Origin of the sequence: Cellulosilyticum sp. WCF-2, assembly GCF_003990395.1 — a bacterium.
Lineage (GTDB): Bacteria > Bacillota > Clostridia > Lachnospirales > Cellulosilyticaceae > Cellulosilyticum > Cellulosilyticum lentocellum.
This window is the reverse complement of sequence record NZ_CP034675.1, coordinates 3,608,976-3,633,953: the sequence shown is the minus strand read 5'-3', so window position 1 is coordinate 3,633,953 and position 24,978 is coordinate 3,608,976. Positions and strand designations below refer to the sequence as shown.

General features: G+C 34.9%; 18 protein-coding genes and 1 pseudogene. 14 read left to right on the top strand and 5 right to left on the bottom strand.

Annotation, left to right across the window (positions count from 1 at the left end):
- The first annotated feature begins 46 nt into the window (after positions 1–46).
- The 4 genes from bsh to EKH84_RS16360 all read left to right on the top strand — a co-directional run bounded on the left by bsh (position 47) and on the right by EKH84_RS16360 (position 4,602).
- Positions 47–1,036 (top strand): choloylglycine hydrolase, encoded by a 990-nt coding sequence (gene bsh, locus EKH84_RS16375; protein ID WP_127067130.1) that lies wholly within the window; start codon positions 47–49, stop codon positions 1,034–1,036.
- 311 nt (positions 1,037–1,347) lie between these two features.
- Complete coding sequence (locus EKH84_RS16370; RefSeq protein WP_127067129.1) at positions 1,348–2,139, top strand: EcsC family protein; 792 nt, start codon at positions 1,348–1,350, stop codon at positions 2,137–2,139.
- A 189-nt stretch (positions 2,140–2,328) separates the two neighbouring features.
- Positions 2,329–3,564, top strand: a complete 1,236-nt coding sequence (locus tag EKH84_RS16365) for a hypothetical protein (RefSeq protein WP_127067128.1) — start codon at positions 2,329–2,331, stop codon at positions 3,562–3,564.
- Between the two features lie 192 nt (positions 3,565–3,756).
- Positions 3,757–4,602, top strand: a complete 846-nt coding sequence (locus EKH84_RS16360) for a YitT family protein (RefSeq protein WP_127067127.1) — start codon at positions 3,757–3,759, stop codon at positions 4,600–4,602.
- Between the two features lie 63 nt (positions 4,603–4,665).
- On the opposite strand, the gene EKH84_RS16355 is transcribed toward EKH84_RS16360, so the two are convergent.
- A complete protein-coding gene (locus EKH84_RS16355; protein ID WP_190283365.1) occupies positions 4,666–6,819 on the bottom strand; it encodes a carbohydrate-binding domain-containing protein in 2,154 nt (717 codons plus the stop codon).
- 557 nt (positions 6,820–7,376) lie between these two features.
- Here EKH84_RS16355 and EKH84_RS16350 point away from each other — a divergent pair.
- The gene (locus EKH84_RS16350; protein WP_127067125.1) at positions 7,377–7,964 is read left to right on the top strand and encodes a hypothetical protein; all 588 of its coding nucleotides are present in this window, start codon (positions 7,377–7,379) and stop codon (positions 7,962–7,964) included.
- A gap of 78 nt (positions 7,965–8,042) precedes the next feature.
- Here EKH84_RS16350 and hcp read toward each other — a convergent pair whose 3' ends face one another.
- From hcp to EKH84_RS16335, 3 genes are all read right to left on the bottom strand, one after another.
- Complete coding sequence (hcp, locus tag EKH84_RS16345; protein ID WP_190283364.1) at positions 8,043–9,698, bottom strand: hydroxylamine reductase; 1,656 nt, start codon at positions 9,696–9,698, stop codon at positions 8,043–8,045.
- Between the two features lie 130 nt (positions 9,699–9,828).
- Positions 9,829–10,896, bottom strand: coding sequence for an iron-containing alcohol dehydrogenase family protein (locus EKH84_RS16340; RefSeq protein ID WP_127067123.1), 1,068 nt, complete (start codon positions 10,894–10,896; stop codon positions 9,829–9,831).
- Positions 10,893–11,552: an MtnX-like HAD-IB family phosphatase gene (locus tag EKH84_RS16335; RefSeq protein ID WP_243118605.1), complete on the bottom strand. Its 660-nt coding sequence runs from the start codon at positions 11,550–11,552 to the stop codon at positions 10,893–10,895. The genes EKH84_RS16340 and EKH84_RS16335 overlap by 4 nt, the downstream gene beginning before the upstream one ends.
- 271 nt (positions 11,553–11,823) lie before the next feature.
- Here EKH84_RS16335 and mscL point away from each other — a divergent pair, with 271 nt between their 5' ends.
- The 8 genes and pseudogenes from mscL to tpx all read left to right on the top strand — a co-directional run bounded on the left by mscL (position 11,824) and on the right by tpx (position 21,675).
- The gene (gene mscL / locus EKH84_RS16330; protein WP_127067121.1) at positions 11,824–12,249 is read left to right on the top strand and encodes a large conductance mechanosensitive channel protein MscL; all 426 of its coding nucleotides are present in this window, start codon (positions 11,824–11,826) and stop codon (positions 12,247–12,249) included.
- 139 nt (positions 12,250–12,388) lie between these two features.
- Positions 12,389–13,318, top strand: a complete 930-nt coding sequence (locus tag EKH84_RS16325) for a DMT family transporter (RefSeq protein WP_127067120.1) — start codon at positions 12,389–12,391, stop codon at positions 13,316–13,318.
- A gap of 200 nt (positions 13,319–13,518) precedes the next feature.
- Positions 13,519–17,187, top strand: a complete 3,669-nt coding sequence (metH, locus tag EKH84_RS16320) for a methionine synthase (RefSeq protein ID WP_127067119.1) — start codon at positions 13,519–13,521, stop codon at positions 17,185–17,187.
- Positions 17,188–17,507: 320 nt separating this feature from the next.
- Positions 17,508–18,311, top strand: a complete 804-nt coding sequence (locus EKH84_RS16315) for a hypothetical protein (protein WP_127067118.1) — start codon at positions 17,508–17,510, stop codon at positions 18,309–18,311.
- 12 nt (positions 18,312–18,323) lie between these two features.
- Positions 18,324–19,454, top strand: a complete 1,131-nt coding sequence (locus EKH84_RS16310) for an ATP-binding protein (RefSeq protein ID WP_127067117.1) — start codon at positions 18,324–18,326, stop codon at positions 19,452–19,454.
- A gap of 3 nt (positions 19,455–19,457) precedes the next feature.
- On the top strand, positions 19,458–20,867 hold the full coding sequence (locus tag EKH84_RS16305; protein WP_127067116.1) for a vWA domain-containing protein: 1,410 nt from the start codon (positions 19,458–19,460) through the stop codon (positions 20,865–20,867).
- Between the two features lie 139 nt (positions 20,868–21,006).
- Positions 21,007–21,105, top strand: a pseudogene (locus tag EKH84_RS22975) (VWA domain-containing protein); the annotation flags it as partial.
- An 84-nt stretch (positions 21,106–21,189) separates the two neighbouring features.
- Entirely contained in the window at positions 21,190–21,675 is a 486-nt protein-coding gene (gene tpx, locus EKH84_RS16295) for a thiol peroxidase (protein WP_127067115.1), read from the top strand.
- Between the two features lie 83 nt (positions 21,676–21,758).
- Here tpx and EKH84_RS16290 read toward each other — a convergent pair whose 3' ends face one another.
- Positions 21,759–22,823 (bottom strand): type I restriction endonuclease, encoded by a 1,065-nt coding sequence (locus EKH84_RS16290; RefSeq protein ID WP_190283363.1) that lies wholly within the window; start codon positions 22,821–22,823, stop codon positions 21,759–21,761.
- A gap of 1,266 nt (positions 22,824–24,089) precedes the next feature.
- On the opposite strand from EKH84_RS16290, the gene EKH84_RS16285 reads away from it, so the two are divergent.
- On the top strand, positions 24,090–24,872 hold the full coding sequence (locus EKH84_RS16285) for a GNAT family N-acetyltransferase (RefSeq protein ID WP_127067113.1): 783 nt from the start codon (positions 24,090–24,092) through the stop codon (positions 24,870–24,872).
- Positions 24,873–24,978 lie beyond the last annotated feature (106 nt).

The window sequence follows — 24,978 nt, the reverse complement described above, 5'->3', positions numbered from 1 at the left end:
CACTTCTTTTGGAGATAATAAAGCTAAAAAGAAGTGAGGTTGCAGTATGTGTACAGCATTAACACTGAAGAGTAAAGACGGTTTTCATTTTTTTGGTCGTAATATGGATTTGGAATATAGTTTTAATCAATCTGTGATTTTAGTGCCTAGAAAATATCAATGGGAGAATGTGATTAGCAAGAAGATATTGCCTATAAAGTATGCCATATTAGGAATGGGCGTTATAATAAATAATCACCCGCTTTTAGCAGATGGGTTAAATGAAAAAGGACTTGCTTGTGCTGGGCTTAACTTTCCTAATTACTGCTATCATAGTCCTGAGCCATACCCTGATAAGATCAATATAGGACCCTATGATTTGATTCTTTGGATCTTAAGTAACTTTGAGACAGTAGAAGAAGTCAAAGCAGCTGTTTCGCAGGTGAATCTGGTTAATATACCATTTGCTCTAGATATAGCACTTCCAACACTTCATTGGATTGTATATGATAAGCAAGATCAGTGTATTGTTATTGAACAGACAAAAGAAAAATTCTGTATTTTTGAAAATAAAATAGGGGTGCTCACTAATCCACCCACTTTTGATTGGCATATTGATAATTTAAAACAATATATTCATCTTTCTTCCAAGTGGGTAGAGGGAACAACATGGTATAAACAAGAATTGAATCCGGATTCCTGCGGACTTGGTTTAGTGGGTATACCTGGTGATTTCTATCCGCCTGCTAGATTTGTAAGAGTAGCCTATCTAAAAAGTCATGCGACGCATCTAGATAATGAGATGACAACCCTAGCTGAGTTTTATCATATTCTTAATAATGTGGCTATGCCAGGTGGAGCGGTGATTAAGCCAAAGAGTAAAGAAGAATTTACACTTTATACCTCCTGCATGGCTCTAGAAAAGGGAGTTTATTATTATTCTACCTATAACAATCTTCAACTTAATGCCATAGCATTTGAGAAAGAAGATTTAGATCAAGAACAACTAAAAAGCTTTGAGTATCTTGATACTTTATCTATTAATAACCAAAACTAGCAGGAATAAGGTATAGTTTTAAGGGAGCTAAGTAGCATAAAAAGATGCAAAATTCATGAACAATGGTAGATGCTACAAAAACAATTTACCTCCATAGGCTAGTCCCTCGTAATTAGAAATAATCAAGTTGAGGGGGACTTGGAGGTTTGTTAAAATGAATCGTACACTGACTTATTAGATGATGAAATAATAGCATCAAGATAGGTATTCCATTAAAAGAATATATTTTTTACACAAAATTCAGGTAATATAAAATATAAGATGTTAACAATAGTTTGATAGATACAAGAAAAAAAATAGAGGGGCTGCTTATGGAATTGTTTCAGAAAAAATCAGCATTAGAACGGGAATGGCAAAAAGCATTAAAGCAAGAGAAAAAATTTTTGGAAAAAAGGTTTGAGAAAAAAGAATCTCTATTAAATCAAAAGTTAGAAGCAAAAGTACCAAAGAAAGTAGAGGAAACGCTTAATGCTGCTTTTAATAAAGCATTTGCTTTAGTTTTTGAGAAGGGTACAGGGATAATTGAAAAAACATATAGAAAAGAGACTATTGAGCAGAACCATAAGATTCAGCAGTATGCTGTCCAAGTGAGTCAAAGTAGAAAATCTATTCGTGTAATAGAGAAAAATGCAGGGCGATCTGGCATAAAGAATTTAACAGTATCGGGTGTGATGGGCATTGGAATGGGAGTAATGGGAATCGGTCTTCCAGACATTCCAGTTTTTACAGGAATGATTTTAAAAAGTATTTATGAAATAGCATTACGTTATGGCTATCCCTATGATGCTATAGAAGAACAATTTTATATCTTGCTTTTGATCCAAGGAGCCGTTTCCCATGGCACATCAATACAAGCAATTAATAATAGAATTAATGACTATACAAAAACAGAAAAGTTAATGGAATCAGAGTCTGTAAAAAGTGAAATGAAAGTAACAGCAGATTTACTTTCAAAAGAATTATTATATATAAAGTTTCTACAAGGGGTCCCAGTTGTAGGGGCAATAGGGGGAGCATATGATATGGTTTATATGAAATATATTACAGAATATGCGGAACTAAAATATAGGCAACGCTATTTATATAATCAGAAAAAATCATAATCCGTTTTTATATTCCATACATAGCAAGTAAAAATAGAATGAATTTCTAATATAGAGCTGACAAGGGGAAGAGATTATGGAAAATAAAAAAGCATTAATTGTCGTAGATATGCAGGAAGACTATATTGGACAAAACAATAGCTATCATTAACGTAGAGGTAGTTAAATGATGAGAGGAAGAGATAAATCATGAGGCATTTTATACTATTATTAGGGATAGTGCTGCTATTGCTGGCTGGGTGTAGCCCTCAAACAGATACAGTAGATTCTGAAGAGCAAATACAAGAGCTATCTAGTTCTAATAATCAAATACCAGAGGAATCCACCAAGGGTAGTGATAGAGTAGAGAATAAAAGGGAAGAGATGATTATTGAAAAAGCTGAGACTCAGGAGGAAAATCAAACAGTATTTATAGGTGCAGGAAAGATAGGGGATTATCCCATTCATGGTACTTTTGATTTAGAGAAAAAGCTAGGGACATATTCTTATGACAAATATAATATACCTATTGAGCTAAGAGGAAGTTCTGAAATGGTGTATGCAAAAAATGTAATAGGAAATAGACTTTATACTTATTATGAAGATGACAAGGGTGAAACAAGCCTCACCATTCTCCAAAGAGATGAAGATTACTTGCAAGGTGTTTGGTGCCAAGGTGATGTAGAGTATCCTTTTTATTTAATTAGAGAGGGAAGTAATAGAATAGGGCCAGTAACTACAGAGAAAATACAGGAACTACAAGGGACTTGGACAGGAGAAGAAAAGAGTTATTTTGCCGGTACAAGTGCAGAGATTAAAGTGCTATTCGACGATCTTATTTGGTTTAGCTTAGAGGCATACAATGGCACAGCCAGTGGTAGTATGGGTGGATTTGCTATTAAAGATGAAAAAACAAACGAAATCATTTTTGAGTGTATATATGATGAGCCAGATACAGAAGTGATATTTAAGTTGATTTTTAAAGACGGAAAGTTACAACTTGAGTCCAATGATTACGGCTATGGTTGTGGAGCAGGGGTGTTCTTTGAGACGAACTATATAAAGGGCACAATAAAAAGCCCATTGCCAAGTGCATTAGACGTAGGGATCGTATTAACGAAGGAGCAAGAAGAACTATTTAAAACAATAGTTGGGGAAAAATACGAGGATTTTATAAGTTTAACACAGCACGTCATGTATGAAGAAATATCGTTTGAGGACACAATAGCCCTAGGTGGGCAATCCTATTTGAGGGGAGCTTCGGGTTATTGCTATTATCTAGTAGTAGATCAATACATATATGCAGCACTGGAAGAAGATAAATTACAATATTATACAAATGATAGTAGATATAAAGATTGCTTGCCAGCACCTATAGAAGAATGGGCAACAGGATATGGGAGTGAAAATAATATAAACTATCATTTTATTGAAACACAAGAGTAGTTCTAACTCAAAGAGAAGATCGGAATATCTATTAGGCTAAATATAAGTTATAAATTGGAAGCCAATGGTTTTCATGGTGAAGCAGGTTATGAGAGATTTATTTACAGGAACTATTAATGAAAATAGAGAAGGTTTAGTGTATAATGATAAAGCTAACAGGAAGACACCAATGGAGAGAGGAGACAAAAAGGAATGAATATAAAGAAGATACCAATTATTTTGCTAGGAAATACACTTTATGCCTTAGCAGTAGCATTATTTATCTTACCTAATAAGCTTATAACAGGGGGAACAACAGGGCTTGCTCTAGTTTTTCAGCATCAGCTAGGGATACCTGTTTCTATTTTTGTAGGGGTATTTAATATAGTCATGTTTGTTTTAGGGGGAATCGTACTAGGAAAGTCCTTTGCTTTAACGACTATTATAAGTACTTTCTACTATCCTTTTATATTAAGTATTTTTGAAAAGCTGTTTGGTGGCAGCGGAATGACTAATGATACAATGCTAGCCACAATATTTGCTGGTTTACTGATTGGAGCAGGTATTGGAATGGTTATTCGTGCAGGAGCTTCAACAGGGGGGATGGATATTCCTCCATTAATTTTAAATAAGAAATTAAAGTTATCAGTTTCTGTGACTATGTCTATATTTGATTGTTTTATCTTACTAACACAGATGCTTTTTTCAAGCAAGGAAATGATCTTGTATGGGATACTCTTAGTATTACTTTATACAATGATACTAGATAAGGTACTAATGATTGGGAAAAATCAAATGCAGATTAAAATTATTAGTGAAAGAAGTGAAGCAATAAGTGAGATGATTCGTACAAGGCTAGATAGAGGCACAACTTTGCTATATAGTGAAGGTGGCCATACAAGGAAAAAATCTTATGCGGTACTAACTATAGTATCTAATAGAGAGTTATCTAAGATTAATGATTTGACTATGGAGATAGATCCGAAGGCTTTTATGATTATTAATAAGGTCAATGAAGTTCGTGGGCGTGGATTCACCTTACATAAAGAATATGTATGATCTATTTTAGTTACAAAGACCATGTTGAAGCAGGCTTCAGCATGGTCTTTTGTTGATGCTGATTTAGTTGTTGCAATACTGCATTAATAGTGCTGCAATTTGTGCACGAGTTGCTGGTGATGTACTAGTAGAGGAAACATTTTCTACTTGAGTGAGGTCACCACCTTTTCCATAACGCTCTAACATAACGACAGCATCTTGAACAGTAATAGATTGGCCTATGCCAAATGCATTTGAGCTAATGCCTTTGGTAATACCTGATTGATTAGCCCATGAAACAGCCTTGTAATAGTAAGCGGATTCATTTTTAACATCAGTAAATGAAGTAGAAGTAGTAACGTTAGGTGAACCTGCTAAGCGGTAAAGAATAGTAGCAAACATTTCACGTGTAACCGGAGCAGAAGGTGAGAAGGTAGTTGATGAAGTGCCGCCCATTAAGCCTTTATTTTTGCAGAAAGTAACTGCTTGGGCATACCAACTGTCACCTTTTACATCTGAAAAGCTAGTGGTGCCAACTGTATTTGTGGTAGTGCCACTTGGCGTTGTACTAGCTGTGTTACCTGTAGCTGTTGTACTTGAAACATTAGTGAAGCCTTTGTTAGATGCACTTAGTACAAAATCATAGTTTTCTGTCTCGCTGGAACTTTGCATACCTTGTGGGCCTCCAAAGCCTCCGCCATTTGCCATACCCTCAGGAGGTGTAGGAGGTTCACCATTTGTCATACCTTCAGGAGGTGTAGGACGCTCACCATTTCCTATACCTTCAGGAGGTGTTGGTTGTGACTGGCCTTGATTAGGCATTTGAGCATTGTCTGGTATTTCAGGAGGAGTTCCATCTGTGGAGAAGCTTGGTCCATTGCCATCTTGTGGAGGTGTCATCATACCCATATTTTGGTTTGTAGAAGTTCCACCATGATGAAGTTTGGTGCCTTCAAGGTAAGAAGTAATGGTGTTGTAGAAGCCATCTGTTTCAGTTCCCTTGATGGTGCCACCTTTATAAACATGATAAGTTCCTTCTGTTAATGTAGGGGTACTAAATGAAATGTATGTATAGTCATTTGGAAAATCATAAGCAAAAACAGGATTATCTTTTTCATCAGTGACAACAAGTAATTGATCTGTTTTTTCAGCTAATTGAAGGAACATGAAAAGCTGCTTGGAATCATCCTCTAAAGGATCATACATATTACCAGCACCGATGACTGTTCCACCGTTGATTGTTGAACCCATATCTGAGTCAATACCACCATCCATGCTTTTTGGATTAGCTAAAGAAATAACAGTGCCACCGTTAATGACATTCCAACCATTAGAATCAATACCGTCTCCTTCCGAACCATTACCTGCGTAAATATTTAAGTAACCATCGTTCATTGTAAAGACGCTAATACCATCTTCATTGACGTTGATTCCATCATCAGAAGATTGAATATTAATTTTTCCACCGTTAATAGTTAGGTGAAGTTCAGTATCTAAACCTTCATTATCAGAAGTAATGTTAAGAACACCATTTCCTTTGGTCTCACCATCAATTTCCATACTCATGCGAGAGTAGAAAGCGCCATCATACTTATGAAGTTTCTTTTGTTCTGTGGTATCTTTATAAATACGTGCAACATATGAGCCTGTCACATGATTCACAGAATCATCAGCAATAATAACACGTGCACCAGCATTTGAAGTATCTACTTGATTCGTTGCAGTTTCGACAGTGGCATCAGCATCACATTCATATACTTGATAGAAGAAGACCGCAGGTGCAACGCTGCAGTTGATATCTACATGATCAAGAATGAGTGTAACTTTGTCGGCCTCGTCTTTTCCTACATTTACAAAAATCTGTCCGTAAGAAAGTTGACCTGAAATACGGTATGTACCTGGCTTGGTGATATTAACAACAGTATGCTTAAGGGCTTCTTCGCTGCTATGTTTATCCTCTGCAGTACCTTCACCATAAGCATTACCACTATCGTAAGTATCTTTATCTTCATAATAAATAATATCGTGGCTTGTATAAACAGCATCGTTGTTATCAGTTGAAGCTGATTCACCATTGACTAAAATTGAAGTGTCAGATAAAGAAATGGTTACTTCCTCAGATGAAATTTGTATTTGAGAAGAGGTAGTAGTAACTGTTTCTGCTGCAAAAACAGGTGTAACAGATGATACTACTAAAGTGGCAGATAATAGACCATATAAAAACTTTTTCAAATTCATTGTTAACCCCCCCATTTATGTAGTTAAATTGAATAAGATCGACCGCATGTGTTTAGAGGCGCACATGAGGTATTTATATCATTAAGTATAGATGTTAAATTTGATGAAATCTTGATAATAATTTGATGAAAGTGTGAAAAAATCCTTATTCTTAATTGTAAAACTAAAACAAATAATTATTATTTAATAAAATATATAAAAAATGAATATAATAAAGTCATCGCTAATGAGAAAATAGCAGAAATAAGTAGGCTACTTATTAGATAATTTAAAATGATGGAGAAAATTAAGCTAGGACAGCATATCATATGAACATTACGCAGATGATTTAAGCCGAATTATAGAAGCTTTTAAGATAGCAAATTAGTCTTGTTATAGTAGAGGGTTTATTAGAGAACATTGAAATGAATTCCTACATTAATATGAGGTGTTCATTAAGTAGATTGAAACTACGGCAGAATAGTAGGTATGAGGAAGTGACAGATATACAATAAACATATCAATAAAATAATCTATATGATATAATAATAATTATTATATATCGAAAGGAGATTGATATGAGTAGTAAAGTAGCTTTAGTTTATGATAATGGAGAATATAATGTAGTTGTTAACGAAACAGTTATTTATACAGATAAGAAAATAGAGGATGCTTATAAGGAGTTCGAAAAAATAGTTAAAAACAACAGAAGTATGCAGGATACAAGCTGGGAGAGTATAAGCAGCTATGTAAAATCTTTGCAGCTAGATGGATTAGAGATAGAAGAAGTATATAAAAATATTAGCTTTAGAAATCTGAAGTACTTTCATAACACAGGAAAACTATTTTATACAGGAAGAGGAGAAATGTTTCCTTTGAATGGAGGTTATCGTTTATTAAGTTTTATACTTAAGTTAGTAGCTGATAAAAAATTAGAAGATAGTGAAGCTTTGCTTGAAATTTGTAAGGAAGCAATGAAAAATGCAATGACTTATAGAGTCACAGAATTTAGTTTTATTTTAACAAGTCCAATCTTTAACTATGGAAATGTAGAATACAATTTTTATACAAAGTCAATGCATAAAGGCACTTCTTGCGATCCTGCAAGTTTTGAGACATTTAAAAATTATGTATTAGAAATCATTAAAGGACAAATATGTGAGTAAGTAGTGATGCTAGCCATAAACGCCTGAGTCTCTGAACATTTAATCAGAAACTCAGGCGTTTAATAAGTTAAGAAAAAGTTATAAGCATTGCTTTAAACAAGTTTTTAAATCATCATCAGGAGTACTAATAGGTGTTAAATTAAATGTATCTACAAGATATTGTAAGACCTTAGGACTGATAAAAGCAGGAAGGCTTGGTCCTAAGTAGATATTTTTAACACCTAATGAAAGAAGAGCTAGTAGGTCAGCAACAGCCTTTTGTTCATACCAAGATAAAATGACAGAAAGAGGTAAGCCATTGACATCTGTTTCAAAAGCATCGGCTAAGCCAGTAGCGATAGCAACAGCAGAATAAACATCATTACATTGACCGACGTCTAACAACCTTGGAAGACCTGCTACTGTTCCAAAATCCAATTTATTAAAGCGATATTTACCACAAGCTAAGGTTAAGATAATACAATCTTCTGGTACAATTTTAGCGAAATCAGTATAGTAGTTTCTTCCAGGTCTAGCACCATCACAGCCACCTATCACAAAGAAGTGCCTAATCTGACCAGACTTAACGGCGTTAACGATAGTTTCTGCATGGGAGAGGGTAGCATGGTGACCAAAGCCTACTAAAATTTCATGTGGTTCTTGATCTTCTTTGAAACCACCAAGTTCAAGGGCTTTTTCAATAATAAGAGTAAAGTCCTTTGTACCATCGGGAAGTTTAGGAATAAATGTCACACCATCCCAGCCCACTGTATTAGTCGTAAAAATTCTATCCTTATAAGTTTCACGAGGTCGCATCAAACAGTTAGTGGTCATGAGAATGCAGCCAGGAATACCATCAAATTGGGGTTGTTGATCCTGCCAAGCACCACCATAGTTACCTACTAGATGTTTAAATTTCTTAAGTTCGGGATAACCATGTGCAGGAAGCATTTCACCATGTGTATAAATGTTAATGCCTGTCCCTTCAGTTTGTTCAAGTAGCATATAAAGATCCTTTAGGTCATGGCCTGAAACAATAATAAAGGGTCCTTTTTGGATATGCACATTTACCTTATGAGGAGAGGGGTTTTTGAAAGATTGAGTGTTAGCATCATCAAGGGTTTTCATGACTTCAATGCTCATCTCTCCTGTGCGCATGACCCATCTAATCATTTCGTCTACAGAAATATCATCTTTTGTAGCTATTTCTAAAGCCCTCAAGTAGAAATGGTCTACTTGATCACTCCAATAATTGAGAAAACGTGCTTGATGGCCATAGGCACTGATTCCTTTAAGGCCATAGATAATGGTTTGTCTTAAAGAACGAATGTCTTCATGTAAATCCTTATCAAACATAATCCCTGCACGTTTTGCATCTTCAAGCATTTGTTCTCTAGTTTGGCTTAAGTTATAAGTAGCAAATTCAGGATAACTGATATTAGCAGGTGCCTTTTGTCTAAGACGTTCTTTAATTTCTTGAGATTTTTTTAAAAGTTCTACATGAACATCTGCATCGAAGTTAACATTAGTTAATGTTGTAAAAAGAGAGTTCTCTACAAACTTAATAATATCTTTATCAATCATTTCTCCTTTTTCAATAAGTGGAACAGCATAACAACTAATGCCTTTTAATTGATAGATAAGTAAATCTTGCAGATTAGCTACTTCAGGGGTCTTACCACAAACACCTATTTTAGTACAACCTTTGCCACCAACAGTTTGTTCACATTGATAGCAAAACATTGGATAGTCCATTACGCTAGCCTCCTTAGACGATTTCATTTTAGTGTCAACACTATATTACCCTTAATAAAAACTTATTATTCAGATAGAATTCATCGTAAGGAGGCATTTGTAATACGTTTGGCTAGATATGAGTAGAGGGTTATTCACTAAAAATTTGCTTAAAGATAGGGTCATTTAAGAGAAGCATCTTAGCTTGATTTCTATATTTTTCTTCATGAATGAAAGTGTGGCGGTTAGGTTTGATAGTAGGCGCTAGGTCTATAGCTTTTTCAAAGTCTTCTCGTTTAAGCTGTAAGGTTTTAGTGTAAGACCAAAAGCCTGTATCTGTCAGTACCGTGTTGACTCGTTGCCACCTATGGTTCTGAACTTTGCTCATGAGATAAGTGGCAATACCTACCTGGATGCCATGGAGCAAAGGGACATCCATAAGCTTATCAAGAGCATGAGAGATGAGGTGTTCACTACCACTAGAGGGGGCACTATTTCCTGCCATCTCATTGGCAATGCCGCTCATGGCAAGAGAATCTACTAATTCTTTTAAAAATAAATCATCTTTGATACTTGTAAAAGGGGTACGTACAAAGCTATTAACCGCTTTTTTAGCAATCATATAAGCAAAGTCATCTAAGGTGCTATAGCCTTGTTGATGCTCGTAGAGCCAGTCGTATAAAGCTGTGATTTTAGAAATGAGGTCGCCAATACCTGAATAAATGAAGGGGTCCGGAGCACTTTTGATAACATTTGTATCAATGATAATACCATAGGCTAGCCTAGCAGGGACAGAAGTTCTTTTCCCATTGACTAGAAGAGAAGCACTAGAGCTTGAGAAACCATCACTAGAAGCAGAGGTAGGCACACTAATAAAAGGAATTTTTCTAAGAAAGGCGGCATATTTGGCGACGTCTATGACTTTTCCACCGCCTATGCCAATAATGGCATCTGTTTTACTACTGATGCTAAAAGCAAGCTTTACAATAGCATCTATATCAGTGGTGTCAAGTTCTTCAGAGTGAAGAAGCGTAATAGCATTTTGGTGAAGAGAATCAAAAACTGTATCACCCAATAAACGGATCAGTCCATTGCCGAAATAAATAACAACTTGATCAAAATGGTTTTCCTTTAAAAATACGCCTATTTCATTAAGCGTTCCTTTACCTACTTTAAGTAAAGAGGGAATGGAGATACGATGAGCTTGTGGCTGATTCACTTTAACACCCCCTTTCCTATAAGAGTAGTGGTTACATCTTTAAAGCTTTTTATAGGTACAAAGTTAACACCTTCTGATTGTAGCATTTCTTGAAGACCACCCTTAGCAAAAGCTAGATCAGCTAACTTACAGGGCAAAATATCAGGAGCACTATCACCGGCATAGTAAACATGCGCATACTGTTTTTTTAAATCCAGAACCACTTTAGCTTTATCAATACCATATCTTTCAGAGTAGTAGAGACTGCTTTCATCTACTTGCAGATGGATGCCCTTATCTTTATAAATACCTGGGTTGGAGTAGACTTTTACATCTGATAAGCCTTTTTCCTTAAGGAGCAGGTTAATGTAATAGCTAGTACCAGCACTTAAAATAATAAACTCCCCTCCATTTTCACGAACCTTTTGGATGAATTCAGTAGCTGATTCATCCCATTCGATACGAAGAATATCCTCAAGAATCTCAGCTTCTTCACGATTGATAGCACTATAGATTTGACCTAAGAAATCTTTATCTAGATGAAGGCCTTGGCGCCACTCCTTATAAAGTTTTTGGCCCGCTTCACCTAAATAATCATCAATAATCATTTGATAAAAATCTTTTTCTGTCAGTGTACCGTCAAAATCCGAAATAAAAACAAATTTACCATGAGACATCATGTTTACCTCCTTATTATAGAAATGAAGTATATAGAGTCATTTTTCATATAAATATCTGGTTTTATACCTGGGTAAAATGCACAAAAGAATAAAGATTTAGTGTTAGCTTATGATTTAACTATTATATCATGAAAGGAACTTAATGAAGTAAGATTAAAGCAGCCACACATATATTTTTTGTTTTGTGAATTGTTGCTTGTAAAAAAACCAAATGTGGCGATATAATAGATGAAGAACATTTTTCAAGAGATAAAGGAGAAGTTCAAAGATGAAAAAATTTCTTAATGAGTTTAGAACATTTGCTCTTAGAGGGAATGTATTAGATTTAGCAGTAGGTGTTATTATTGGAGGTGCTTTTCAAGGAATCGTTAAATCTTTAGTTGATGATGTGATTTCACCTATCATAGGATTATTTGCCAAAAAAGATTTTAGTGCTTTAGTCATAACAATTGCAGATGTAAACATCCGCTATGGGGCTTTTATAACAGCCATCATTAATTTTGTTATTATGGCATTTTTAATTTTCCTATTAGTGAAAGGAATGAACAAATTAAGTACTATTGGGACTAGAAAACCAGAAGAGCCAGCAAAAGAAGCAACAACAAAAGAATGCCCATTTTGCTATAGCCAAATATCTATTAAAGCAACACGCTGTTCACACTGTACATCTATTTTAGAAGAAGAACAAGCTTAATAAATGACCCCTTCAATTTCTGATAGTTTTATTAGAATTTAAGGGGTTATTTTGATAAGTATTATTTGAAGTAGCTTAAAACATATGAGAAGTGAGTCGTTTATAAGTACATAAAGGATAACTAGAAAGAGTGGGGAAGATGAAGAAAAATAAAGAACAGTTGATGCAAAAGACGATAGTCGTTTGGCTAGGAGCACTTTTATGCTGCGCCTTATGGGGAAGCGCTTTTCCATGCATTAAAATAGGGTATCAATTATTTCAAATTGAATCAGAGCAAACAGCCACCCAAATTCTTTTTGCAGGCTGCCGTTTTGCACTAGCAGGCATTTTAGCACTTGTTATTGGAAGTTTAGTAAAAGGTAAAATCCTAGTGCCTAAGAAGCAGTCTTATGGAAAAATAGTGACGCTTTGTATGTTTCAAACTGTGGCACAGTATGTTTTTTTCTATATTGGACTTGCTAATACAAGTGGTGTGAAGGCTTCTATAATCGAAGCCGTTAATGTATTTGTAGCTATTTTTATAGCAAGCCTTTGCTTTCATCAAGAGAAGCTTACTACTAGAAAAGTAATGGGAAGTATTATTGGCTTTTTAGGGGTTATATTGGTTAACCTAACAGGAAGTGAAATAAATACCCATTTTTCATTTGTCGGTGAAGGGTTTATCTTTTTATCAACAGTAGCTTATGCTTTTTCTTCAGTTCTTATGAAAAGCTATTCTACAGAAGAAGATCCTGTTTGTTTAAGCGGTTATCAGTTTTTAATAGGTGGCGTATTAATGATTTTATTTGGAGCAGCTATGGGAGGACGTATGACAGTTATGACAGCAGGAGGAGCAGCAATGCTTATCTATTTAGCATTAGTTTCAGCCATCGCGTATTCTGTATGGGGTATCCTTCTCAAGTATAATCCTATTTCTAAAGTAGCTGTATTTGGCTTTATGAATCCGGTATTTGGCGTATTATTATCGGCTATGCTTTTAAAGGAATACCAAATGATAGGATTAATGAGTGTCATTTCATTAATTTTAGTTTGCTTAGGTATTTATATTGTTAATAAGGAAAAGAGCTAATTTTATGAAGAGAACCCTTGAGTTATCAAATGAAGTAACTCTGGGTTCTTTTTGGTAGTTAGTGAGGATAAAAAAGTCTTATTGGATAATATAATTATTTAATAATAATAATTGTTAAATGTGTCTTAAAGAGCTATAATAAGATTTAACAAACAAAGTGTTATCGGAATAGAGGATATTGATTGTATGGGAGATATAAGATGGATAAAAATGAACTCATTTCTATATTAAAACAACGTATTTTAGTCCTTGATGGTGCTATGGGGACAAGCATTCAAGGCTACCAATTAACAGAAGAAGATTATCGCAGCGAACGCTTTAAAGCGTTTCATCGTGATCAAAAGGGAAATAATGATTTATTATCATTAACAAAGCCGGAAGTAATTAAAAAGATTCACAGGAGCTTCTTAAAAGCAGGAGCCGATATGATTGAAACCAATACGTTTAATGCAACGGTTATTTCTCAGGCAGATTATGACTTAGGAGAGCTAGTATATGAATTAAACTATGAGTCAGCTCGCATAGCCAGAGAGGTTGCGGATGAGATGACTAAAGAAGAGCCTCATAAGCCTAGGTTTGTAGCAGGTGCTATTGGGCCTACTAATAAAACAGCTTCATTATCACCAGATGTAGAAAATCCAGGTTTTAGAAATATTAGCTTTGATGAATTGGTATCAGCTTACAGTGAGCAAATCGCTGGTTTAATAGCAGGAGGTGTAGATTGTCTTTTAATTGAAACCATATTTGATACGTTGAATGCTAGAGCTGCAATTGTAGCAGCACAAGAGGTTTATGAAGCTCAAAATATAACTTTACCCATTATGATTTCAGGTACTTTAACGGACAAGTCAGGAAGAACACTTTCCGGACAAAAACTAGAGGCCTTCGCTCAGTCAGTTAGAAATGAGCATGTTATTTCTATCGGGTTAAACTGCTCCTTTGGTGGTGCTGATTTAATGCCATTTATTAAAGAACTGTCAAAAACTCAAAATTTATATGTATCGGTTTATCCTAATGCAGGGTTACCTAATGTTCTAGGGGCATATGATGAAGCACCCTATATGACTGCTCAGTATATTGAAGCATTAGCCAAGGGACAATATGTCAACATAGTAGGGGGTTGCTGTGGTACCACACCAGAGCATATTGCAGCCATTGCAAAATGTGTGGAAGGTGTAAAACCAAGAACCATACCTACTTTACCTAAAGAAAGTATCTACTGTGGATTAGAGACAGTAAAAAGTCATAAAGCTAATAATTTTATTAACATTGGTGAAAGAACAAATGTAGCAGGTTCAGCCAAGTTTGCCAGGTTGATTCGCGAAAAGAACTATGAGGAAGCTTTATTAATTGCCAAAGAGCAAGTGGAAAATGGAGCTCAAATTATAGATGTTAATTTTGATGATGGTCTTTTAAATAGTGAAGAAGAAATGGCTTATTTTTTAAAGCTGATTGCATCAGAACCAGATATTGCATCAAGACCTATCATGATAGATTCTTCAAAATGGTCGGTCATTGAAGCAGGACTTAAAAGTATTCAGGGTAAGCCTATTGTCAATTCCATTTCCTTAAAAAACGGAGAAGAGGAATTCTTAGAGCATGCTAAGGTAGTGAAAACTTTTGGCGCAGCTGTGGTGGTGATGGCCTTTGATGAAAGAGGGCAGGCGGACACTTTTGAAAGAAAAATAGAAATTTGTGAAAGAGCCTATCGCTTGCTAGTAGACAAGCTTCATTTTCCACCTGAAGATATTATTTTTGATCCTAATATCTTAGCCATTGCTACAGGAATGGAAGAACATAATCATTATGCTGCTTACTATATTGAAGCAACGAGGTGGATTAAAGAGCACTTACCTTATGCTAAGGTTTCAGGTGGGGTTTCTAATTTGTCTTTTTCTTTTAGAGGAAATAATGTCATCAGAGAAGCCATGCATTCTGTCTTTTTATATCATGCTATTGAAGCGGGTATGGATATGGGAATTGTTAATCCTGGCATGATTCAGATTTATGATGATATTCCGAAGGCGCTGCTAGAACTTGTAGAAGATGTGATTTTTAATAAACGAGAAGATGCAGCAGAAAGACTATTAGAACAAGCAGAAAACTATAAACAAGACCAAGATAAGGTAACTATCCAACAAAATGAGTGGAGACAGTGGCAATTAGATGATAGATTAAGCTATGCTTTGGTTAAAGGAACGACGGAGTTTATAGAAGACGATTTAGCAGAGGCCGTTACAGTTTATCCTAAAGCACTACACATTATAGAAGGACCTTTGATGGCTGGGATGACCAAGGTTGGGGATTTATTTGGAGAAGGTAAAATGTTTCTTCCTCAAGTGGTTAAATCAGCAAGGGTGATGAAAAAAGCAGTAGGTTTTTTACTACCCTACATCGAAAATGATAAAGAAGAAGGTACGTCTCATAAAGCAGGAAAAATTTTAATAGCAACAGTCAAGGGAGATGTTCACGATATTGGTAAAAATATTGTAGGTGTTGTCTTAGCATGTAACAACTTTGAGATTATTGACTTAGGTGTGATGACACCTTGTGAAACCATTTTAGATACAGCTATTAAAGAAAAGGTAGATATCATTGGCTTAAGTGGTCTGATTACGCCTTCTTTAGATGAAATGGCCCATGTAGCAGAAGAGATGGAAAGAGGAGGAATGACTATACCACTGATTATAGGAGGAGCAACGACTTCTAAGCTCCATACAGCTTTAAAAATCGCTCCACACTATAGCGGCCCTACTGTTTATGGATATGATGCTTCTAAAACCGTAGAAATCTGCAAAAAACTTTTAGGAAAAGAAAAGGAAGCATTTGTTGCTGAAGTTAAGAAGGAATATGAAGAAAAGAGACAAAGCTATGAAAGTGTGCCTAAGAAATTAGTAAGTTTAGAGGAAGCTAGAAGTAAAAAACTGAAAATAGATTGGGAACATAGAGCTATTTCTGAGCCGACCTTTAAAGGAATCAAGACCATAGATCATTATACAATTAGAGATCTAAGGCCTTATATTGACTGGACCTTCTTCTTTATTGGATGGGAAATGAAAAAATTGTATCCGGCTATCTTAGAAGATGAGGTATATGGCGAAGCAGCATGTCAGCTTTTTGAAGATGCCAATAAAATGTTAGATGTATTAGCATCTGAGAAAATAATAGACCTTAGAGGCGTATTAGGCCTATTTAAAGCTAACTCAATTGAAGATGATATCGAACTTTATCATCAAGATGGCACTCTAGCGGCTACCTTTAATTGCATCAGACAGCAAAAGCTGCAAAATCAAGATCAATATCTTTGTTTATCAGATTTTGTCAGCCCTAAAGCACTAGGCAAAGAAGATTATATAGGCGGTTTTATTGTAACAGCTGGATTAGGTGCAGAAGCTTATGCAAATGAACTTAAAGCAAAGGGAGATGAGTATGGCGCAATCATGGTTAAACTACTTTGCGACCGTTTAGCAGAAGCCTTTGCTGAAAAACTTCATCAAGATGTACGTCAAAATGATTGGGGCTATGCAAAAGATGAACAGCTAGGGATAAACGATTTATTAAAGGGAAAATATAGAGGCATTAGACCGGCCTTTGGATATCCTTCATTGGTAGATCAAAGTCAGATGCAAAAACTCTTTGATTTATTAGAGGGAGAGAAGATAACGGGAGTAAGCCTAACAGAAAGCTTTATGATGAATCCAGTTGCTTCTGTATGTGGCTTATATTTTGCATCAGAAGATGCCAAATACTTTGATGCTATGTTATTAGATAGAGACCAAGTAGAAAACTACGCTACTAGGTGTCAATTAAGCACGGCAGTGATTGAAAAAAGGTTAGCACGTTATTTAGCATATGGTCTAGAGATTTAAGAGGATGAATCTTAAATTGAAGCAAAGCTTTTGATAATGGCTATAAAGGTTTCGTTCATTAAGAGCGAGAGTATCATATAATGAATCATAAAAACAACGAGATTGAATAAGACAATCTAGAACACTGTATAGAAGTACAGTATGCTAGCAATAAAAGTAATTTGAGTAAAAATGTAAATGGTTCCTAATAAAAGTAGAACCAATGTCATAGATAAACCTACGAATTTCTGGTAAGCTAGATAGAATTCGTAGGTTATTTTCATGAGACAGAAAACATTCATTTTCTTATTTGCGGCAAGGAATAGAAAGAAGGGAATGTTATGGAAGAAGCAAAATATATGCAGGCAATAGAAGCTAATCCTTCTATTATTAAAATGATTCCTCATCCTACAGAAGAGATGAAGTTATTTGCACTTAAAAAAGAGGGGTTAGTATTAGAATATATAGACAGTCCAACAAAAGAAATGGAAGAGTTAGCTATAGATAGCAATCCAAGAGCTATTAAATTTGTAAGTGACCCAACAGAAGAGATGATGATAAAGGCCGTTAACAAAGGCTGGAATACCTTAGAATATATTAAAAATCCAACAGAAAAGGTCTTAGAATTGGCCGTTAATCAAGCTGGATGGGCGATTCAATATGCTAAAAATCCAAGTATAGAAATGCAATTGTTGGCAGTTAGGAAAAATTACGATGCTATCAAATATATCAAAGAACCAGATGAAAGGGTACAAGAAGCAGCAGTAAAAATAAGTTATGATGCACTTAGGTATATCCATTCACCTAGTCCGCAGGTAGAGATGATGGCTATTAAGGAAAATGAAGCAGCTATTAGCTTTATCACTTCATTAGATAAACAGAAAATGCTAGCGTTTTTAAAAGTTAATATTTTGGTGGTTAAGTACATTATCAACCAAATAACCAAAGAAGAACTAGAGGGCGTATTAAAAGAAGTATTATCAAATGAAGAAGTTGAAGAAAAATATGTAAGAGACTTTTTAAATTGTAGTACCATAGATAAATATTGCAGTAGACAACATATGGATAAGATGCTACTCATTTACCAATATGGCAGCAAAACAGCGAAAAAAATAGCAGTAGATGAAAAGCTAAAGAGACGATAGAGGAGGGACAAAATGAATTTTGTAGAAACGCTAAAAAGTGTAGAATTAGTACTAGCTACAAGGGAAGTGCCTTTGGTAGTTGGTGAAAGTGGTATAGGAAAAACAGCTTTAGCCAAGGCACTTGCTAAAGAAAAAGAGTGGAGTTTAATCGTTATTGATGGTAACCTCCTTAAAGAAGGTGAGATAGGTGGTCTTCCAACGGTAGAATCTTATAGCAGTATGGATGTTAATGGCAATCAGGTAGAGAAGAAAATGACTGTCTATGCTGTTCATAATAAGTTAAGAGAAATTGATAAAGAAATAGCTGAGGGTAAGACAGTTCTTTTATTTATAGATGAAATTAATCGCTGTGAGCATACAGTGCAGCAAGAACTTATGAATTTAATACTAAATAGAGAAATCAATGGCTACCAGCTACATGATGAGGTTAAAATTTTAGCAGCCATGAATCCATCTAGCAAATATGGATCGGATTTTGATTATCAAGTGGTTGATATGGACCCAGCCCAAGAAAATAGATTTGTATGGTTAAACATGGAAAGTGATTATATCCAGTGGCTAAAATGGGCAATAGATACAGGCATTGAGCAAAAGGTAATAGGGTTTATCTCAACCTTTCCAGAGTACTTGAATAAAAATAATGAGGATGATATTAGAGCAACACCTAGAAGCTATGAAAGAATCTCTAAAAGCTATCAGATTTATAAAGAGCAAAAAGAAATCATTCCTAGATCAGTGTTTTTAAACGTCATTAAAGGAAACGTTGGGAAGGTAATAGCAGAAGAATTTCTTAGTTTTGTTGAAGCCGATTATAGCCCACTCATAGGGTATGAAGATGTGTTTTTAGGAGAAGCCCTTAGTGAAGCTTTAATAGAGAGAGTTAAAAATGAAAGTCATACAAGACTTTACTTATCAGCAATCAACATTTTAAAGCAGTTAGAGTCATATATGAAAGCTCATGAAGATGAGTCAAAGGATAAGATGAATAGATTAATGGATTTTTTAAAAGCTTATCCTGTAGACTTAATGGTAGGCATTATGAAGGATATGAAGGAAAGTTATGCTGAAGTATACAAAAATGCTTTAGACAATGAAGCTTTTGTAGAGGCCTATTTTTCAGCATATAGCTTAATAAGGGGATAGCTTATGGAAAGTCATTTTGATAATCAGGTAAAACAGCTTTATGAAAAATCCAAGGAAATCGTTAATACAACAGATATGTTAAAGTCAAACCGTGCTGGTGAGAAATGGGAACCAGCTTGGCCTCAGGACTTTAAACGTGACTTCTTTAACCTAGTAGATCAAGTAAGCTTAAGTTTAATGCAGGAAAATGATGATTTTTATGGCTATTTCTTGATACAAATGGCAAGAGAAATAAGAGTAGACATGAGTAGCCCAACTGGGGTGAATTTTAAAGGGGCTAGGTATGTGATTTATTTTAATCCCATTATTTTCTTAACCCTCACTCTTAAACAAATGGAAAGCGTCATTAAGCATGAAATTTTTCATATCATTTCCATGCATTTAACGAGAGCAAAAGCATTAAAAGGCAGATATAGTACACTAGCCATTAATATGGCTATGGATGTAGTTGTTAACCAATTTTTAGAGTATCTGCCACCTTATGCTACAACATTAGAGTCGGTGAATTTACATTACAATTTAAAACTGAAACCCTATGAAACCTTTGAATATTATGTAGAGAAACTTCAAACTGAATTTGATTTGCAAGAGGAAGATGAGGAGGGAGAAGAAAACGACGCTAATGAAAGTGAGGATTTAAAAACGGCATATAATCCTGAGAAAACACATGATATGTGGGGAGAGTCTGATGAGATAGAGGAGCAAACCATTAAAGAATTTACAGAGAAGTTTATAAATAATGCTCTTAAAGGAAAAATACCAGCTTACTTAGAGGATATGATTACCGCTCTTAAACATAGTAAAGAAGAATTACCTTGGAATTTATATTTAAATAGATTAATGGGAACTGTCGAAAGCAATAAGAAAAAGGTCATCACAAGGCGAAGTAGAAGACAGCCCGAAAGACTAGATTTAAGAGGAAACCTCAGAAGTCATAAAGCAGAAATAGCAGTTGCGATTGATATTAGTGGTAGTATAAGTGATGAAGAATTCAAGCAGGCTGTTAAGGAAGTACTTCATATCGTTAAGAATTATAATCACGAAATCACGATCATTGAATGTGATAATCAGGTCAGACGTGCATATAAAGTCAGATCCATTAAGGATATACAAGATAGAATAGCTGTAGGTGGAGGAACTCAATTCACCCCTGTTTTTGAATATGCCAATAAGAAAAAGATTAATTTACTCATCTATTTTACTGATGGCAAAGGTGAAGACAAACTAAAGGTTCTCCCTAGAGGGTATAAAGTACTGTGGGTCATCTCAGGAAGAGGTGATGAACTATCATTAAAAGAGCCTTATGGCATAGTAAAAAAATTAAAGAAGATGAACAAAAAAGATATTGAAATTGAGATGAGTGATGTGAGAAGTGATGGATATTCTATGAATAATCAAGCACCTACTATTTAGTAGTATACAAGACTACTTTAGCAGTATATAATAAGATTAATATAAGACTAATCCTTGAGGCAGATTAATAAATAGCTCAAGGATTTTTTGTTTTTAGGAAGGTAGAGTCTTATGTTAGGGTAATTATTTTTTTCTATTAGACAACATTAATCAATTATCAGATGAGGCTCTTTATAATAAACTTCTTAATGAGTTTCCTATGTGGATAAAAGTAGCTAGACAAAAACATATGATATAGGCAGTATAATGAATGTATATTTCACTATCTTAGGCAAAAACTAAGCTATGTGTGTTATAGAATATTAATAAAGGAGGAAGTAAAATGAATGTTAAATTTCAAGGAAAGCCAATAACTTTGGAAGGGCACCATATAGAGGTGGGTGAACCAGCACCAGGGTTTAATGTAGTTGATGGGCAGTTACAAACCATTTCTTCAAGTGAATTAAAAGGAAAAAGAGTTTATGTAAGCGTGCCTTCTCTTGATACAGGCGTATGTGATAGAGAAGTAAGACGCTTTAATGAGGAAGCAACTAAATTAAATGATGTAAAGGTGTATACGATTTCTATGGATTTACCTTTTGCGCAAGCAAGATGGTGTGGAGCAGCAGGTATAGAGAATGTAGTCACTTTATCTGATTATAAAGATAGAAGTTTTGGTCAAAACTCTGGTACTTATATTAAAGAACTTGGTTTATTGACAAGAGCGGTATTTGTAATTGATGAAAATGACAAAGTCATTTATGTAGAGTATTGTGAAGAGGTAACAGAAGAACCTCATTATGAAGAGATACTCAAGGTGTTATCTTAATAGAAAAACTAAAAATCCTTGTGCAATAGATAAAATTTCTAGAGCACAAGGATTTTAATTAGAAAGGATAGTTAAACTAGTTATCAGAGTTGCTGACATTTTTTTGCTACATCTATAATAAGCGAACTAATTTGATTAAGTTGATCTGCTCCTTCAAATAAGTATTCACAGTCGTATGGTGTATCTCCTACTTGATGAAGTTGAAATGTATGAGGGGTATTTTGTTTTAAAAATACCCTACAAATCCATTTTCTAGAGTTATTTCCTAGTTGAATGCTTAGATAACGCTCAGTCTTTTTATATACAAAATCTTCATTAGGAAGAGCGTTTGAAATAATTTTTTTTATCGCATCAAGAAGTGATAATTCTTTGGAGGTTAAATCACTCTCTTTTTTTTGTTGTTGAATAATATCTGTTTGAAAAGCGAATGTAGGTGCTTCATTAAGGGCGCTTTTAATACGGTCATTAACCAAATCAGATATGTATTGATTGAAGGAGAGTTGTATCATTGATTTGAATTTGTCAATAACAGCTTGAGTTTTTACACCGGTATAAATACCTTTTCCTAAAATGAGTTTTACAAATTGATCGGAAGGATTAGCTAGTTGCTCAGCAAGAACTTTTTTTATCATAGCAGTATATTTTAAATCAGAAGCAGTATCAAGTATACATTGAATATCAAAGGCGTTTTTGCTAAATTTCTTAAGTTGTTCAATTGACGCATCATTGAGGTTTAAAAGATTGAGTTCAAGAAAAGGAACTTCATCCATTATATTAGGTTCTTCAAGGTCTGTATAAAATTTATAGATGATACCATTTGTTAAGATAGCAAACTTAGCTTTAGTAACTGAAAAGTAACGATAAAGCTGGTTAGTATGTTTATTAAGATCTTTGTCTAAAGCTTTTGCTTCTACTAAAATAGTGGGTTCACCATTAATGACAATAGCATAGTCTACTTTTTCACCTTTTTTAGTACCTGTATCTGCTGTGAATTCAGGAACAAATTCATAGGGGTTAAAAATATCGTATCCAAGTAATTGAAAAAAGGGCATAACAATTGATGTTTTAACAGCTTCTTCTGTTTTTAATGTATCTTGAATAGTTTTGATTCTTGAAGCGAATTCGCTAATTTTATTAGAAAACTCCATATCTAAAATCCTCCCCATATAATAAAAGTAATTTCAGTCTAATAAAAAAGATAAATAGACCTAAAATTATGAAAATAATCATATTAAAATAGTAACATTAAAAGCCTGTATAAACAATGAGAATAATGAATTTATTTTACTTATTTAATTGTAATTTGTCATTTTATCATCATATAGTAGGAGATACTATTCTATAAGATGTGAGTTAAGGTGTAGTAAAATAAAGAGTTGATTTTATATATAAAAAGCCTAGGAATAGACCTACAACTAAAGCAGATAATGTTTGAACGTTGCATTTATTCTCCTTCCGCGACTATTTACTTACTATCATAAATTGAAATTTGTCGGGGAATTTACTAGGCTATTTGGGCGGAACTGAGAGAGGGTGACTATCCTGCGTGGTTCCGCTCCGCATCTTCAGTAGGCACTAAGCTCACTTTTTTGGATGAACGCCCACAAACTCGGTTCCCTCAAACACGTGGGCTAAATACCATCCAAAACGTTCGCTAAGTGCCTACTGAAAATACTCCGAAGTCACCCTGCTAGGACAGCCACCCTCTCTCAGTTCTACCAACAATAACGCGTAAAGCCACCTCCATTAAGTGTTTTTAAGAGGAAATAAAACTTGTTATTATCTCTTTTCAGCACTTCTCATTTAGGGGCTTGAACGTTTATAAGGCCAATAATGCTTGTAAGGCTCCCTAGCGTCCTTACATAGCTACTTCTTGACAAAACAGACTTATGGGAAGCTTGATACATTATTGCTATGGGCGTCTGCCCTGGTTCTGAGTATTTTTTAACTGTCGTTATGCCTTCTTTCCATGCTGTTTCATTGTCTTGGATGTTTATGAGCTCAATAACGTTTGTGAAAATGAGGGGGAAGGCTATCTGGAAGAGTGACTTGGGAGAATTTTTTAGAGGCACTTGGCGAACGTTTTGGATGGGTTTTAGCACGAGTGTTTGACCAGCGGGAGTTTTCGTGCGTTCATCCAGATAAGTGAGCCTAGTGCCTCAAAAAATTTGAACCGGAACTCTGGAAGACAGCCCTCCCCCTCATTTTCTCCCAGGCGTAATTCTTATAAACGCCCCGACAAATTTCTATTTATATACCTACATAGTCACCTGCTTATCATATATGATTACAAAGAATATCCTTTAATTATATAATTGAAATTTGAATATTTAGATTTAGTGAAAGGCCTAGTAGGTTAGGGTATAATAATAATTGACTCACAGTGTTGAGTTACATATGAAGGGGGAATAGAAATGGCCGTATATTCAATAAAAGGAGAGCAACTAAGAAAAGTAGCACATCTTTTTGATGGATGGGAGGAAACTTTGATTTGGTCAGCACTTCAAGAATGTATGGGAAGTGTTTTTACAGATAGTATAGAACATCCTACAGCTGCGCAAGTTGTTATTGCAGACTTTTGCTTTTTGGCCGGACAGCCTCAATTAGAGTTAGTACTTCATAATCCTAACAAGTTAAAATCACAGTTTATTATTATGGTGTCAGAAAATGAAGCATGGGCCAAACTTATTGAAGAATCCTACGGGAGTCACGCCAAGAAAATCATAAGATATGCTATTAAAAAAGAACCAAATGTATTTGACCCATTAAGGCTTAAAGCGGCTATAGAAAGTATAGGTCCAGATTATGAAATTAAATTAATAGATGAAGCCATTTATCAGCAGGCAATGGCCAGTGAGTGGTCAAGGGATTTGTGCTCACAGTTTGAAAATGATGAGGCGTATAAAGAAAAGGGATTAGGGGTAGCCGTTCTTTACAAAGGAGAATTAGTATCAGGGGCTTCTTCTTATACAAGATATAATGAAGGGATAGAAATAGAGATTGATACCAAAACAGAGTTTAGAAGAAAGGGTTTAGCTTATGCCGCTGCGGCAAAACTGATTTTAGAGTGTATCGATAGAAATCTATATCCAAGCTGGGATGCGCAAAATAAATGGTCAGTGGCTCTTGCGGAAAAACTAGGTTACCATTTTGATAAAGAATATACGGCTTATGAAATAAGCTTGTTTGGTTTATAAAGTGTTATATGGGCTTGATTTTAGTAGAGTCAGCGCGTATATTAAAAATACATTTATGTACAAGAATTATTTTAAAGGATAAGACAAGTGAGGAGTCTTACGGTGA